Here is a 13,369-nt window from a genome sequence, read left to right on the forward strand (position 1 = left end):
CCGGAGGGATGACCGCGGCCGCGAACGCCGGGCCAGCCCCGGTCCTGTCCCCCACCGCCGTGCCCGCCGCGGACATCCAGCCCGTCCCGGAAAATGTCGTGGCTCAGAACCGGATCAGCGTGGGAGCCTCCGCTGCAGCGGTGCAGGCAGCCTTGGCCACATGCCAGGCTGAGAAGCTGCCCTTCGTGACGGTGGCACTGGTGGACCGTTTCGGTACCGTCCAGGCCCTGCTCCGGGGTGACAACGCCGCAGAACACACGATCGAAGCTGCCAAGCGGAAGGCGTACACCGCAGCCGCCTTCGGAACACCCACCAGCGAGCTGGCAAAACGGATTAACGGGAACGGCCCCAGCATCGCAGACCTCCCGGGCACCCTCTTCCTGGCCGGTGGCATTCCGCTCAAGGTCAATGGGGTCTCCGTGGCAGGCATCGGCGTCGGAGGAGCGCCGGACGGCACGCTCGACGAAACCTGCGCCGCAGCCGGGGCGGAAGCCATCGCCGCGGCGGCAGCGGGAACTGCGAAGTAGGCTGTCACCATGGCTGGGCGCCGGAATCTTCTCGTGATCTGCGCAGCGCTGCTGGGACTGGCGGCCTGCAGCCCGGGAGCCGGTGAGCCTCCCGGTCCGGGCTCGCTGACGGCCGCGGAGACCCCCGGGAAAACAGCCCCACCGACAAACCCTGCACCGGTTCCGCCGGTTACAGCACCGTCTGGTCCACCGGCCCTGGCCCCGGAAGCGCAGGCCGCCTTGGACCGGCGTCTTATCCAGGCAGCAAAAGCCAACGACGTCGGCAAGGTATCCGAACTGATCCGGGCCGGCGGCAACGTGAACGCCAAGGACGACATTGCGGATTCAGCGTTTCTGTACGCCGGCGCAGAAGGATTCAATGACGTCCTGCTGCTGACGCTCGCCAACGGTGCGGACGTGGCCAGCACCAACCGATACGGCGGGACCGCACTGATTCCCGCCAGCGAACACGGCCACGCCGAGACGGTGCGGATCCTCATTGCAGCCGGGGTGCCGGTAGACCACGTCAACAACCTCGGCTGGACCGCCATGCAGGAAGCCATCCTCCTCAACAACGGCGGACCGCGACAGCAGGATGTGGTCCGGCAGCTCCTGGCGGCGGGCGCAGACCCCACCATCCGGGACCCGCAGGGACATACGGCCCTGGAGAACGCCCAACGGCTCGGATTCGCGGAGATCGTCAACATCATCGAGGCGGCGTCCGCGGTTCGCTGAGCTGCAGGACGAGGCGGCTGAAGTCCCCACTCTCCCGGCGCGCGGGTTTTCCGCATCGATGACGCAGCCGGGGTGCACGTCAGCTCAGGTCAGTTGAGCTGAAAGACCGCCCTGGGGCTGGCTTTGGAGCCAAGTTTCGCCGTGAAGATGTAGTACGCGCCGCCGGCGCCGGGCTTGGCCCCGATGGGGCTGCATCCTTCCAGGGTCCGGTTGCGGGGCCAGGGCAGGTTCGCCGTCTCGCTGGCACCCGGGGCGATGGTCTTCACCAGGTCTTCGCTCTTGGCCTGGCAGTCGCGGGAGGAAAAGATCCTGTCCGCGCCGCTGGTGATCAGGTACTCCATCTGCGACGTGCCGATGTTCACTTCGCAGGGCATGGTGCCGCCGTTGGTCACCTTCAGGCTGAGCAGCGGGTTCTCGTCAGGGCCGTAGGCGGCCTTGTCGGTGGAGGCGGAGACTGTCACGAGGTTCTGGTTGCAGGTGGGCGTAGGGGTAGGTGTCGGGGCGCCCGCCGGGGTTGCCGACGCCGACGCGCCGGGATCGGGCGCCTGCCCGGTGGCGCTGCCGGTGGCGCCGTCAGTGGAGGAGGCCTGCTCGCTGCTGCCGCTGAACGCGCCCGCAACCGCGAAGCCGCCGAAACCCAGGGCCACGGCAACCAGGAGGGCTACGCCGACAAACAGCCTACGGCGGCGGTAGACGGCGGCGCTGGTCGTGCCGCTGCCGCCGGAACCGGTCCGGGACCCGGATGCTGTCTTGCGTGGTGATGAATTGCCTTGCCTGCCCATTCTTCTAGGCTAGAGAACCGGCCGGATTCTGCCGTTCCACCACGCCGCGCGCCCAGCCATCGCTAAGGTCACAGTTTGCCGCATCCATTACAGTGTTGGAATCGACGCTTCAACCCTCACCCCAGCCGCGCCCGCGGACAGCCGCGCCCACCTCACTTCCCTGCACGGCAGCATCACCGGCTGGTTTGCCGGGACCGCGCGCGACCTTCCCTGGCGGGAACCGCAGTGCTCACCGTGGGGCGTCCTGGTCAGCGAGATCATGCTGCAGCAGACCCCGGTGGTTCGGGTCCTGCCGGTCTGGCGGGAGTGACTGGCGCGCTGGCCCACCCCGGCTGGCCTCGCGGGTGAGCTGGCCGGTGAAGCCGTCCGGTCCTGGGGCCGGCTAGGCTACCCCCGCCGGGCACTGCGGCTCCATGCGGCCGCCGCTGCCATCGTCAGCGACCACGGCGGCAAGGTGCCCGGCAACTACACCGAACTGCTGGCCCTGCCAGGGGTGGGCAGCTACACCGCCGCAGCCGTCGCGGCCTTCGCTTTCGGGCGCCGGGAAACCGTCGTGGACACGAACATCCGGCGCGTGCACGCACGCCTGGTCTCCGGCGTCGCGCTCCCCTCCCCCTCCCTGACCGCCGCAGAAATGAGGCTCGCGGCGGAACTGCTCCCGGACGACGTCGGCACCTCCGTCCGCTGGAACGCTGCGGTCATGGAACTGGGGGCGCTCGTCTGCACGGCGAGGGCGCCGAAGTGCGCCGACTGTCCGGTGCGGGACTCCTGCGCGTGGCTTGCAGCAGGTGAGCCGCCGCCGTCGTACATCCCCAAGGGCCAGGCGTGGCACGGCACCGACCGCCAGGTCCGCGGTGCCGTGCTGGCCGTGCTCCGGCTCGCCGAAACGCCCGTGCCTGCGGAGATGTTCGAACAGGAACCCGCTGACCTCGGGTTCGCCCCGGAGGGCATCGGGGTGCCGCTGGCGGCACTCCACCGGCTCAATACCGCGCCGGAGCAGCTCGAACGCGCACTGGGCGGCCTGGTCAACGACGGCCTGGCCCAGCTGCACGAGGGTGGATACCGGCTGCCCGCCTGACGCCTTCTCCGGATGCCTCGTTACGGGCTGGCGTACTCCGGGTGGCATACTTTCTGGTGACTCGATCTGGGGGACGTTAATGAGAATCGTGCTGTACATCATCTGGGCGCTGTTTGTGGCCACCGCCACTTACCTGCTCGTCAAGCACCTGCGGCAGACGAAGAAGCATGAACAGCAGATCGCCGGCTGGCCGAAAGTGCAGGCCACCGTGACAGGCAACGTAGGGGGCTGGACCAACGGCGGCGGCAACGGCACCCGAAGCCGGGTTTATTACCCCACCTACCAGTTCGCTCACCCGAACGGTGCCCTGTATGCCGGTGAATCCGAGGTTTCGTACCGCAACCAGCAGGCACCCGGATCGCTCCTGAATGTGGCCTACAACCCGGTGAATCCGAACCAGTCGTTCGAGGTATCGTCCGAATCCAAGGCACTGATCGGCTGCGCGATCCCGGCGTTCGGATTTTTCGCCCTGCTGCTGTTCTGGGCCGCCGGCGCTTTTCCGCTGGGCTGAACCATGGACTCCGTCAAACTGATCTTTATCGTCCTGCCCGGCCTTTTCCTTGCCCTTGGCCTGATCCTGGTGGGGATGTCGCTGGCACCGTCCTTCCGGCGCCGCGCCCAGACGCGCGGGTGGGCGGAAGCCTCGGCCACCGTCACCGGAAACCTGCATGGCAGGGACGGCCACGGCAGCAACGGGCGCAACCGCTTCGCACCGTCCTTCGAATTCCACGACGCCGCCGGAAAGCGGTGGCTGGGCCAGTCCGATATCTACGGCCCGGACCAGGAGATCATCGGCAACGCCATTCCAGTGCGCTACAACCCGGCCAACCCCGCCGAATCCACCCGTCCGGGATTTTTGGTCGCCAAGGGCCGCCTGTCCACAGGTCTCATGATGGTCATCTTCGGCGCCCTGGGCATAACAATGTTTGCGTCACTTCTCTGGTAGCAGTTCAGGGCTGAGTCCGCCGGATCTACGCTGAAGTATGCGCAAGTCTGCGGTGCTTCTGGCATTGATGACGACGACGGTACTCACCGGCTGTTACCACTACCCCGTCCCTGCGCCATGCCCCGCGATCGCGCAGGCCACGGCCGTTTCCGTGACGGTGGCGCGCGAGTACGCGGCCCAGGTGGAAACACTGAACCTGAAGGCGTGCCAGGGCGGAGTCTGCAAGGAGTCAGCCCTCGAGCTGTCTCCCGGCAGCGACTCGATAGACCAGGGCTGCACACCGGACGGCGTCTGTTCAGCCACGGCATCGCCGAACGGGACCAGGATCGGTCACCTGATGCTCGACACCCTCACCGAGGAACCGATGTCACTGACGGCTACCGGGACGGCCCCGGACGGATTGGCCCTCCCGGTACGCACCCTCGAGTTCAGGCCCCGCGGCGCCTACCCGTTCGGGGAGAATTGCGGGCGGTTCATCACTGCTTCGGTGACCCTGGACCCCATGGGCCTGCGGCAAAGCGACGCGGGGTAGGGTTCGCACCCAGACCATCACCCAGCTTCAGTCCCGCCACGCTCTGGCTGCACCCCCGGGCCAGCCCCCTGACCGGCCTCCCTATCCAGCTTCCCGGGGTGCGAACATAATGACGGCGACCCCCACCAGGCAGACGATCGAGCCAATGACATCCCACCGGTCCGGCCGGAATCCGTCAAAAACCATCCCCCAAGCCAGCGACCCCGCCACGAAGACGCCACCGTAGGCCGCAAGGATCCTGCCGAAGTGCGCATCAGGCTGAAGGGTGGCGACAAACCCGTAGATGCCCAGGGCGATGACCCCGGCACCTGCCCACCACCACGATTTCCCTTCCCGAACGGCCTGCCAGACCAGCCACGCACCACCAATTTCGGCCGCAGCAGCAAGAATAAAGAGCAGGACAGATTTGGCGATGGTCATGGTTCCATCATCTCCCGGCCGCCCCCTCGACCGGTCCGGCACCCCCGGAATCACTCCCCTTGACTTCCCTCACGGACGCTGTACGTTCAGTATTACTAACACTGCGGATGTTGGATTTAGAACAACACCGCACGCCGGGAAGGGGTAACGGTGCCACTTTCAGATCGGGAGCGGAAACAGCTCGAGGAGCTGGAATCTGGCCTGGCAGCCGAGGACCCGCGGCTCGCCCAGGAACTCTCATCGGGCTCCGTGGGAGTGCGTTTCAAGCGGAGCACCTACGTGGGTGCCGTGGCGGGAATGTTCGGCATCGTCCTGCTCATCGCGGGCGTGAGCACCCAGCTCATCGTCGTCGGCGTCGTCGGCTTCCTGCTCATGGGAATCGGTACGTACCTGCTGTTCGAGGGTCACAAAGTGGACTTTCGCCGCCGGCCGGCGAAGTAAGGACTACGGCTCCCCGAAGCCGGCCTGCACCAGGCCGCCGACGTAGTTGATGGCGCGCTCAGCATCAGGCCCCCACGCCTCGACGTGAAGCACTGAGCCTTGGCCCGCCGCCAGCGTCATCAAGGACGTCATTGCCGTACCGTCCACACCGTTGACAGTGACTTCGGCGTTGAGCGCTGCAAGCCCGCCGGCAATTTTGGCGGCCGGGCGGGCATGCATGCCGGCCTGGTTAACCAGTTCAAAGTCACCGGTGAAATCCGGCCCCTTTCCGGTGACGGAGCCCTCGGTGACCGTGCCGGCAATAAACGCCGTTGATGCCTCGGCACCCCCGGGCGCGTGGGCGTACACCGCCTCAGCGGCCAGTCTGACCGCTTCAACTCCGGCGCCGCTTTGAGCAGCCACCGCGGCGGCAACGAGACCTTCCACCAGGGGCGCGTCCGCCAAGAGCACATCGGCCGGGTCCCCGGCGAACTCAAGTGCCGATTCAGCGGTCATCACAGCCGACCCAAGATCCGTCACCACCACCACGCCGTCGCCCCCTGCCGCTTGGTCCAAAGCGGACATCACTTTCTCGAGGCTGGTTCCGATCCTGCCGTCCGCGGTGCCCCCGGCGGTGAGGATCACGACGTCGGGCGCCATCTGGGCTGCGAGCTCCGCCGCGCCGTCGGCGATTTTTTCGCTGTGGGACACCACTACCAGCCGCACAGTCACGCTGCGGCCTCGACGGCGGCGCGGAGGATCAGTGCGCTGGACGCGGCCCCCGGATCGCGGTGGCCCGCGCTCCGCTCCCCCAGGTAGCTGGCACGGCCCTTGCGTGCCACCAGCGGGTCGGTGGCAATGGCGCCGGCTTCTGCGGCCTCGGCCGCGGCGACCAGGACTTCAAGCACATTGCCCGCACCATGCGCGGCGGCGGCCTGTCCTGCCTCGGCAGCGGGGGTCCAGGCATCCACCATGGTCTTGTCGCCGGACTCGGCCTTGCCCCGTGCCACGATCCCGTCGCGTGCCGCCACGAGCGCCTTAGCCCAGGCCGCCGGATCCACCTCGGCCGCATCCCCCACAGCAGTGGAGGCCCGCAGGAACGCCGTACCGTACAGGGGGCCGGCGGCGCCGCCCACCTTGGACATCAGGGTCATGGCGGTCAGCTTCAGGGCCGCACCCGGCGTCTCCGGCCGGACTTCGGCCAGTTTTTCCAATACTGCCTGAAAGCCCCGGTCCATATTCTCCCCATGGTCTGAATCCCCGATGGCACGGTCCAGTTCGATCAGGTAGAGCCGGTTTTCCGCCATTGCCTGCGCGCACAGCGTCAGCCACTTAATGGTCCAGTTCACATCCAGCATGACTCACACCCCCCAACGCAGAGCGGCAGTGTTCACAGGGGCATCCCACAGCCGGGTCAGTTCGTCATCAAGGCGGAGGACAGAGATCGAGCAGCCCTGCATGTCCAGGGCGGTGACGTAGTTCCCCACCAGTGAGCGCTCCACGGCGGCTCCCCGCCCGGCAAGCACCTGGGCGGCATGGCGGTACACGATGTACAGCTCACTCAGCGGGGTGCCACCCATGCCGTTGACGAACAGCAGCACCTTCTCGCCCGCGGCGATCCCCAGATCGCCCAGCACCGCGTCCAGCAGGCGGTCGGTGATGCCGTCCGCGTCCTCCATTGCCATGCGGTGCCGGCCGGGCTCGCCGTGGACGCCGACGCCGAATTCAATCTCGTTCTCTGCAAGGTCGAAGCTGGGTGTTCCCGCATGCGGGACCGTGCACGCAGCCAGCGCCACACCCATGGTCCGGACGTTGCTGTTGACGCGGTTTCCCATCGCAGCCACAGCATCCAGGCCGTCCCCTCGTTCCGCGGCTGCGCCGGCGATCTTCTCCACCAGCACGGCACCGGCAACACCGCGGCGTCCGGCTGTGTACAGCGAGTCTTCGACGGCGACGTCGTCATTGACGATCACCGTTCGGACATCGACGCCTTCGGCCTCAGCCAGTTCCGCAGCCGTCTCAAAGTTCAGGACATCCCCGGTGTAGTTCTTCACGATAAGGACGACGCCGGCACCGGAGTCTGCAGCCAACGCCGCCGGAAGGATCTGGTCCGGCGTGGGTGAGGTGAACACCGCCCCTGGCACGGCGGCGTCGAGCATTCCAAGACCGACAAAACCGGCATGGAGCGGTTCGTGGCCGCTGCCTCCGCCCGACACAAGCCCCACCTTTCCCGCCGTCGGCACGTTGTTCCGCGTGATGAACAGGGGGTCCGTACTGACGGTCACCAGTGCCGCATGCGCGAGTCCGAAGCCCTCGACGGACTCGGCGACCACTGCACGGGGGTCATTGATGAGCTTTTTCATGGCCGAACTCCTGGGGAGGGGACTTCCGGAGGATGCTCTTTGACCCTACTATCGCTGCATTCAGTCCGGTAGCCCGCCCCGTCTGGTGGACACCTGTTCCACCCGGTCAATGAGTGTCCGGGCGCCGACATCCGGGTTCAGGCCATGGGGAGCAGGGGCTCGCGGCATAGGTAAGGGACAGCCCCCAATGACTGTCCCTTACCTGCCGGCCGAACCGCGGCCCGGCTAGTTTATCCAACAAATAGATTTAAGCCAACAGCCTCAGGCCGTGCTGCTCCGCCCCTGCAGGGGTCGGCGCTGGTGCAGGTTGGGGTGTTACAGGACCTTGATCATCCGGGTGTTTCCCAGCGTGTTCGGCTTCACCCGGGCCAGGTCCAGGAACTCCGCCACACCTTCGTCATGGGAGCGCAGCAGTTCCGAGTAGACCGTTGGGTCAACCGCAGTCTGGTCCGCCATCACCTCGAAGCCGTGGCGCTTGAAAAAGTCCACTTCGAACGTGAGGCAAAAGACCCGGGCCACCCCGAGGTCACGCGCCTCCTCCAACAGGCTTTCGACCAGGACATGACCTACGCCCCTGCCCCGCCAGGCGTCGGACGCCGCCAGGGTGCGGACTTCAGCCAGGTCCTCCCACATCACGTGCAGGGCCCCGCAGCCGATGACTTCGCCGTCGTCGGATTCCGCGATCCGGAACTCCTGGAGGCTCTCGTAGTATGCCACCGTCTCCTTGGCCATCAGGATCCGCTGCTCGGCCAACGGCGCCACCAGGCTTTTGATGGCGGCGACATCACTGGTGCGGGCAGGGCGGATATGGAAGGCGTCAGTCACAGGATCCATCCTACGGTGGCCGCACGAGTGGCCGGGATGCTCTGGTACCGGCGCCATTTGCCGCTTGCTGCTCCTTCGTCGCTCTGACGCAAGCTACACAAATGCCACCGGCACCCTCGCTTCGCTTCACCTCCACCACGCACAAAAGCCCCGTCCGCTCCTTTGTGGAGCGGACAGGGCTTTCAGCTTGTCTGGTGGTCTAGACGCTCGGGGCGATCTCCGGGATGCGCGGCTTGGTATTGCCGGCGAACGTGAACTTGGCGGAGTCTCCTTCGCCGTCCACATCCACTACGACGATATCGCCGGCGTGAATTTCGCCGAACAGGATCTTCTCGGAGAGCTGGTCCTCGATCTCGCGCTGGATGGTGCGGCGCAGCGGCCGGGCACCCATGGCGGGATCGTAGCCGCGGGTTGCCAGCAGCACCTTGGCCGCGGGCGTGAGCTCGATGCCCATGTCCTTGTCCTTGAGGCGCTTCTCGAGGCGGCCCACAAACATGTCCACGATCTCGATGATCTCGTCCTGGGTGAGCTGCGGGAACACCACAACGTCATCCACACGGTTCAGGAACTCCGGGCGGAAGTGCTGCTTGAGCTCCTCCGTGACGCGGGCGCGCATCCGGTTGTAGCCGGTCTGCGTGTCCGTGCCGGACTGGAAGCCGGTGGCAACGCTCTTGGAGATGTCCCGGGTACCGAGGTTGGTGGTCATGATGATCACGGTGTTCTTGAAGTCCACCACACGGCCCTGGGAGTCGGTCAGGCGGCCGTCTTCCAGGATCTGCAGGAGGGAGTTGAAGAGGTCCGCGTGGGCCTTCTCCACTTCGTCGAACAGGACCACGGAGAACGGACGGCGGCGGACCTTCTCGGTCAGCTGCCCGCCCTCTTCGTAGCCCACGTAGCCCGGAGGGGCACCGAAGAGCCGCGAAACCGTGTGCTTCTCGGAGTACTCGGACATGTCCAGGGTGATGAGGGCATCCTCTTCACCGAACAGGAACTCCGCCAGGGCCTTTGCGAGCTCGGTCTTGCCGACGCCGGTGGGGCCGGCGAAGATGAACGAGCCGCCGGGACGCTTGGGGTCCTTCAGGCCTGCACGGGTGCGGCGGATCGCCTGGGACAGTGCCTTGATGGCCTCGTCCTGGCCGACGACACGCTTGTGCAGCTCATCTTCCATCTTGAGCAGCCGCGAGGATTCTTCCTCGGTCAGCTTGAAGACCGGGATGCCCGTGGAGTTGGCCAGCACCTCGGCGATGAGATCCTCATCCACCTCGGAGATGTCATCCATGCCGCCGGACTTCCAGTGGCGTTCCTTCTCGGCGCGCTCGGTGATGAGCTTCTGCTCCTTGTCGCGGAGCGAAGCAGCACCCTCGAAGTCCTGGGCGTCGATGGCGGATTCCTTCTCCATCTTCAGCTTGGCGATGCGCTCGTCCATGGCCTTGAGCTCCGGCGGGGCGGTCATCCGGCGGATGCGCAACCGTGCACCGGCTTCGTCGATCAGGTCGATCGCCTTGTCCGGCAGGAAGCGGTCCGATATGTAGCGCTCGGCGAGGCTGGCAGCTGAGGCGAGGGCGCCGTCGGTGATGGTCACCCGGTGGTGCGCCTCGTAACGGTCACGCAGGCCCTTGAGGATCTCGATCGCATGCGCGACGGAAGGCTCCTTGACCTGGATGGGCTGGAAGCGGCGCTCGAGTGCGGCGTCCTTCTCGATGTGCTTGCGGTACTCGTCCAAGGTGGTGGCACCGATGGTCTGCAGTTCACCGCGGGCCAGCATGGGCTTCAGGATGGACGCGGCATCGATGGCACCTTCGGCGGCACCGGCACCCACAAGGGTGTGGATCTCGTCGATAAACAGGATGATATCGCCACGCGTGCGGATTTCCTTGAGGACCTTCTTCAGGCGCTCTTCGAAGTCACCGCGGTAACGGGAGCCTGCCACCAATGAACCGAGGTCCAGGGTGTACAGCTGCTTGTCCTTGATGGTTTCCGGGACGTCACCGCGGACAATAGCCTGGGCAAGGCCCTCGACGACGGCTGTTTTGCCGACGCCCGGCTCACCGATCAGGACCGGGTTGTTCTTGGTCCGGCGGGAAAGGACCTGCATAACGCGTTCCATTTCCTGCTCGCGCCCGATCACGGGGTCCAGTTTGTTCTCGCGCGCAGCCTGGGTCAGGTTGCGGCCGAACTGGTCCAGGACCACCGAACCGGCGGGAGTGCCTTCCGGCTGGCCCGCGCCGACGCCTCCGCCGCCGGTGCTTTCCTTGCCCTGGTAGCCGGAGAGCAGCTGGATGACCTGCTGGCGGACCCGGTTCAGGTCTGCACCAAGCTTCACCAGCACCTGGGCGGCAACACCCTCGCCCTCACGGATGAGGCCGAGCAGGATGTGCTCGGTGCCGATGTAGTTATGGCCCAGCTGCAGGGCTTCGCGCAGCGAGAGCTCCAGCACCTTCTTGGCGCGCGGCGTGAAGGGGATGTGGCCGGACGGGGCCTGCTGGCCCTGGCCGATAATCTCCTGCACCTGCTCGCGAACGCCGTCGAGCGAAATGCTCAAGGACTCCAGAGCCTTGGCGGCAACGCCTTCACCTTCATGGATCAGACCCAAGAGGATGTGTTCGGTACCAATGTAATTGTGGTTCAGCATGCGTGCCTCTTCTTGGGCAAGCACAACTACTCGACGGGCACGGTCCGTAAATCGCTCAAACATTTCGCCACACTCCTAGCTACGACGTACTTTGATGCTACGTGGCAGACCCTGACTTGTGGAGCGTGTTCGCCACAGGGGAAACCATGCGTGTCCGTGTGACGGGATGAAGCGGCTAGCGCACGGCCTCCACGGTTGAAGCTTCGTCCGGAACCGTGTTTTCCCGAAGTATGAAGCGCGTGGACCTGCGGGGCTTTTCGTAATAGCGCCTGATCCGCATCGGAAGCCCTTGGGCTGTCCACGGGTCAAGCCTGTCCATCGCCTGCATGTGCACGTGTGGCTGCGTGGAATTGCCGGAGTTGCCGCAGTTGGCGATGTGCTCTCCCTCCGTAACCTCCTGGCCCACGGATACCCGGATGGAGCCGGCCTGGAGATGCATCACCGCAACAAAGGCGCCGCTTCCGCGCGGAGCAATGATCACACAGTTGCCGGTGATGTTGCCGAGCCCCTGACGGAGCCGTGAAGCCTGTCCCAGCGCGTAAGGCAGGAGCGAAACCGGGGAGCGGCGGGCCTCGTGGTCCTGCTCGCCCTGATGCACGGCTGCGACCCGGCCGGTCACCGGGGCCAGGATTTCGCGGCCGAAGGCGAAGAACTGCTCCGGCGGCTCCGTGCCGAGGGCGGTCCGCCAGCTCACGCCCGGGGCAGTCCTGCCGTTCTCGTCCACACCGACGAAGTCGATGGCGTAGGCGGTGCCCAGCATACTGGTGCCATGGCTGGGGACCCTGCGCTTCGGGCTGTTTTCCACTTTCCACCGTCCGGCGAACGGGAGCGAAACGTCCACATGCCGGAGCGCCGGGTTTGCCTCAAATGTCATGGCTTCCCTCGATCCCGTCCGGTGCGTCCCGAAGGGGAGCGCCCGCTTCCCGCCGCCGGCCGTCTATTCGTCGCTCAACGGGCTGGACAGTGCATTACCTGTCGGCATCGCGTGGGCGTTGCACACGGCAACCCTGGCCATCACCTTCGCGGTCAACATACCTTTAAACGACCAGCTCGCGCAGGGTGAGGGGTCCGGACAGGCATCGGCCAGGAAGGCCTTCGAACAAAAGTGGACGCGCTGGAATCTCCACCGCACCTGGTTGTCGCTGGCTTCTTTAGTGGCGCTTAGTGCCGGTTGGGCAGCCTTAGGGCATTCCGTCTGACCGCAACCCCGCACAAGAGCTTCAAGAAGCCGGCAATCAGCACGTCGGGAGGCAATAATCCGCTGCGATCCCCTAATTACCCACATTAGGGTCTCCCGCCGAAGCATGGATTCGCCGGGAAAATTCAAGGCATGTCCCTGGCCTTGTCCGCCTGACGGCACAAAATGTTCCTTCGCGCAATTCAAGACACCAAAAAACCCTGCCGACGCCGGGGGGCGAAGACAGGGTTCCTGGTAAGGCTGGAGGCCGGCTCCTAAGAATTGGCCTTTTGGTAGGCCTCTTGGATTTCCGCTTGAATTCGGCCACGGCTGTTAACCGTGTAGCCGTTTTCGCGGGCCCATTGACGGATCTGCGCGGAATCATTGCCGCGCCCGGTCACTGCCGGTTTGGTGCGGGCAGTCCGCCCGGCAGATGTCTTGCGCGCCGCGGTTACAAACCGCTCCAACGACGTCCGGAGTTCGGCCGCGTTGGCCGAAGACAGATCAATTTCGTAGCTGACCCCATCGAGGCCAAAGCGGACATTCTCATCCGCGGATCCCCCATCCAGATCATCTACGAGGACGATGTTTACTTTCTGTGCCATTAATAGTCTTCCTCTGGGAAAGGGTTCGGGTTTTCAGAAAAGCAGGATGTTCCTCTAAAAAGTATGACCCTCATTATGGCAACGCGTCAAAGCATCTATTGGTTCCTGTGGATATCCACACAAAGTCCCGGGACTATATCAGGATTCCGCATCCGGACGGTCCAGAGGGGGCGAAGACTGATTTTTGGCTTTTGCATCAGGCTCGGTATTTGCTGCACTCCGGGCTTCGGCCTGGGCACGGGCTTCCGCCTGCCGCTCGGCCTTATCGGCATTGAAGATCGATTTCATCGCAAACCAGAAAATCAGGCCCACCACTACCGAGGGCAGGAGAACTGCGACATATTCCAC

At 65.3% G+C, this 13,369-nt stretch carries 18 protein-coding genes; 8 read left to right on the plus strand and 10 right to left on the minus strand.

Annotated features, from left to right (window positions below):
- Nucleotides 1-527 (plus strand): GlcG/HbpS family heme-binding protein (locus DBR22_RS00580; RefSeq protein ID WP_108597334.1); only part of this gene is annotated, 527 nt, incomplete at its 5' end.
- Between the two features lie 9 nt (nucleotides 528-536).
- Nucleotides 537-1,241: an ankyrin repeat domain-containing protein gene (locus DBR22_RS00585; protein WP_181364965.1), complete on the plus strand. Its 705-nt coding sequence runs from the start codon at nucleotides 537-539 to the stop codon at nucleotides 1,239-1,241.
- Nucleotides 1,242-1,330: 89 nt separating this feature from the next.
- On the opposite strand, the gene DBR22_RS00590 is transcribed toward DBR22_RS00585, so the two are convergent.
- Nucleotides 1,331-2,023: a hypothetical protein gene (locus tag DBR22_RS00590; RefSeq protein WP_108597300.1), complete on the minus strand. Its 693-nt coding sequence runs from the start codon at nucleotides 2,021-2,023 to the stop codon at nucleotides 1,331-1,333.
- 310 nt (nucleotides 2,024-2,333) lie between these two features.
- On the opposite strand from DBR22_RS00590, the gene DBR22_RS00595 reads away from it, so the two are divergent.
- From DBR22_RS00595 to DBR22_RS00610, 4 genes are all read left to right on the plus strand, one after another.
- A complete protein-coding gene (locus tag DBR22_RS00595; RefSeq protein WP_258228994.1) occupies nucleotides 2,334-3,101 on the plus strand; it encodes an A/G-specific adenine glycosylase in 768 nt (255 codons plus the stop codon).
- A gap of 79 nt (nucleotides 3,102-3,180) precedes the next feature.
- Entirely contained in the window at nucleotides 3,181-3,612 is a 432-nt protein-coding gene (locus tag DBR22_RS00600; RefSeq protein WP_108597301.1) for a DUF3592 domain-containing protein, read from the plus strand.
- 3 nt (nucleotides 3,613-3,615) lie between these two features.
- Complete coding sequence (locus DBR22_RS00605; protein WP_108597302.1) at nucleotides 3,616-4,047, plus strand: DUF3592 domain-containing protein; 432 nt, start codon at nucleotides 3,616-3,618, stop codon at nucleotides 4,045-4,047.
- 37 nt (nucleotides 4,048-4,084) lie between these two features.
- Nucleotides 4,085-4,579 carry a hypothetical protein gene (locus DBR22_RS00610; RefSeq protein ID WP_108597303.1) on the plus strand — a complete coding sequence of 165 codons (495 nt, stop codon included), beginning with the start codon at nucleotides 4,085-4,087 and terminating at the stop codon, nucleotides 4,577-4,579.
- Between the two features lie 81 nt (nucleotides 4,580-4,660).
- Here DBR22_RS00610 and DBR22_RS00615 read toward each other — a convergent pair whose 3' ends face one another.
- On the minus strand, nucleotides 4,661-4,999 hold the full coding sequence (locus DBR22_RS00615) for a YnfA family protein (protein WP_108597304.1): 339 nt from the start codon (nucleotides 4,997-4,999) through the stop codon (nucleotides 4,661-4,663).
- A 150-nt stretch (nucleotides 5,000-5,149) separates the two neighbouring features.
- Here DBR22_RS00615 and DBR22_RS00620 point away from each other — a divergent pair, with 150 nt between their 5' ends.
- A complete protein-coding gene (locus DBR22_RS00620; RefSeq protein ID WP_108597305.1) occupies nucleotides 5,150-5,440 on the plus strand; it encodes a DUF3040 domain-containing protein in 291 nt (96 codons plus the stop codon).
- 3 nt (nucleotides 5,441-5,443) lie between these two features.
- On the opposite strand, the gene dhaM is transcribed toward DBR22_RS00620, so the two are convergent.
- The 6 genes from dhaM to DBR22_RS00650 all read right to left on the minus strand — a co-directional run bounded on the left by dhaM (nucleotide 5,444) and on the right by DBR22_RS00650 (nucleotide 12,113).
- Entirely contained in the window at nucleotides 5,444-6,151 is a 708-nt protein-coding gene (gene dhaM, locus DBR22_RS00625; RefSeq protein WP_108597306.1) for a dihydroxyacetone kinase phosphoryl donor subunit DhaM, read from the minus strand.
- The gene (gene dhaL / locus DBR22_RS00630) at nucleotides 6,148-6,777 is read right to left on the minus strand and encodes a dihydroxyacetone kinase subunit DhaL (RefSeq protein WP_108597307.1); all 630 of its coding nucleotides are present in this window, start codon (nucleotides 6,775-6,777) and stop codon (nucleotides 6,148-6,150) included. Before dhaL ends, dhaM begins: the two co-directional genes overlap by 4 nt.
- A 3-nt stretch (nucleotides 6,778-6,780) precedes the next feature.
- The gene (gene dhaK, locus DBR22_RS00635) at nucleotides 6,781-7,782 is read right to left on the minus strand and encodes a dihydroxyacetone kinase subunit DhaK (RefSeq protein ID WP_108597308.1); all 1,002 of its coding nucleotides are present in this window, start codon (nucleotides 7,780-7,782) and stop codon (nucleotides 6,781-6,783) included.
- A gap of 315 nt (nucleotides 7,783-8,097) precedes the next feature.
- The gene (locus DBR22_RS00640; protein WP_108597309.1) at nucleotides 8,098-8,607 is read right to left on the minus strand and encodes an amino-acid N-acetyltransferase; all 510 of its coding nucleotides are present in this window, start codon (nucleotides 8,605-8,607) and stop codon (nucleotides 8,098-8,100) included.
- A 199-nt stretch (nucleotides 8,608-8,806) separates the two neighbouring features.
- A complete protein-coding gene (locus DBR22_RS00645) occupies nucleotides 8,807-11,302 on the minus strand; it encodes an ATP-dependent Clp protease ATP-binding subunit (protein ID WP_108597310.1) in 2,496 nt (831 codons plus the stop codon).
- A 112-nt stretch (nucleotides 11,303-11,414) separates the two neighbouring features.
- Nucleotides 11,415-12,113 (minus strand): M23 family metallopeptidase, encoded by a 699-nt coding sequence (locus DBR22_RS00650; RefSeq protein WP_108597311.1) that lies wholly within the window; start codon nucleotides 12,111-12,113, stop codon nucleotides 11,415-11,417.
- Here DBR22_RS00650 and DBR22_RS00655 point away from each other — a divergent pair.
- Nucleotides 12,112-12,438, plus strand: coding sequence for a DUF1772 domain-containing protein (locus DBR22_RS00655; protein ID WP_108597312.1), 327 nt, complete (start codon nucleotides 12,112-12,114; stop codon nucleotides 12,436-12,438). The genes DBR22_RS00650 and DBR22_RS00655 overlap by 2 nt on opposite strands.
- Nucleotides 12,439-12,691: 253 nt before the next feature.
- Here the strand turns inward: DBR22_RS00655 and DBR22_RS00660 are convergent, their stop codons facing one another.
- Together DBR22_RS00660 and DBR22_RS00665 are read right to left on the minus strand one after the other, a co-directional pair.
- On the minus strand, nucleotides 12,692-13,021 hold the full coding sequence (locus DBR22_RS00660) for a histone-like nucleoid-structuring protein Lsr2 (RefSeq protein ID WP_108597313.1): 330 nt from the start codon (nucleotides 13,019-13,021) through the stop codon (nucleotides 12,692-12,694).
- A gap of 138 nt (nucleotides 13,022-13,159) precedes the next feature.
- The gene (locus DBR22_RS00665; RefSeq protein ID WP_108597314.1) at nucleotides 13,160-13,369 is read right to left on the minus strand and encodes a hypothetical protein; all 210 of its coding nucleotides are present in this window, start codon (nucleotides 13,367-13,369) and stop codon (nucleotides 13,160-13,162) included.

Origin of the sequence: Arthrobacter sp. HMWF013 (assembly GCF_003061105.1) — a bacterium.
GTDB lineage: Bacteria > Actinomycetota > Actinomycetes > Actinomycetales > Micrococcaceae > Arthrobacter.

Excerpts from the sequence above, each read along its gene's own strand:
- DBR22_RS00585 (WP_181364965.1), top strand. The coding sequence starts at position 537 with ATGGCTGGGCGCCGGAATCTTCTCGTGATCTGCGCAGCGCTGCTGGGA.
- DBR22_RS00590 (WP_108597300.1), bottom strand. The coding sequence starts at position 2,023 with ATGGGCAGGCAAGGCAATTCATCACCACGCAAGACAGCATCCGGGTCC.
- DBR22_RS00600 (WP_108597301.1), top strand. The coding sequence starts at position 3,181 with ATGAGAATCGTGCTGTACATCATCTGGGCGCTGTTTGTGGCCACCGCC.
- DBR22_RS00605 (WP_108597302.1), top strand. The coding sequence starts at position 3,616 with ATGGACTCCGTCAAACTGATCTTTATCGTCCTGCCCGGCCTTTTCCTT.
- DBR22_RS00610 (WP_108597303.1), top strand. The coding sequence starts at position 4,085 with ATGCGCAAGTCTGCGGTGCTTCTGGCATTGATGACGACGACGGTACTC.
- DBR22_RS00615 (WP_108597304.1), bottom strand. The coding sequence starts at position 4,999 with ATGACCATCGCCAAATCTGTCCTGCTCTTTATTCTTGCTGCTGCGGCC.
- dhaL (WP_108597307.1), bottom strand. The coding sequence starts at position 6,777 with ATGCTGGATGTGAACTGGACCATTAAGTGGCTGACGCTGTGCGCGCAG.
- dhaK (WP_108597308.1), bottom strand. The coding sequence starts at position 7,782 with ATGAAAAAGCTCATCAATGACCCCCGTGCAGTGGTCGCCGAGTCCGTC.
- DBR22_RS00645 (WP_108597310.1), bottom strand. The coding sequence starts at position 11,302 with ATGTTTGAGCGATTTACGGACCGTGCCCGTCGAGTAGTTGTGCTTGCC.
- DBR22_RS00655 (WP_108597312.1), top strand. The coding sequence starts at position 12,112 with ATGGCTTCCCTCGATCCCGTCCGGTGCGTCCCGAAGGGGAGCGCCCGC.
- DBR22_RS00650 (WP_108597311.1), bottom strand. The coding sequence starts at position 12,113 with ATGACATTTGAGGCAAACCCGGCGCTCCGGCATGTGGACGTTTCGCTC.
- DBR22_RS00660 (WP_108597313.1), bottom strand. The coding sequence starts at position 13,021 with ATGGCACAGAAAGTAAACATCGTCCTCGTAGATGATCTGGATGGGGGA.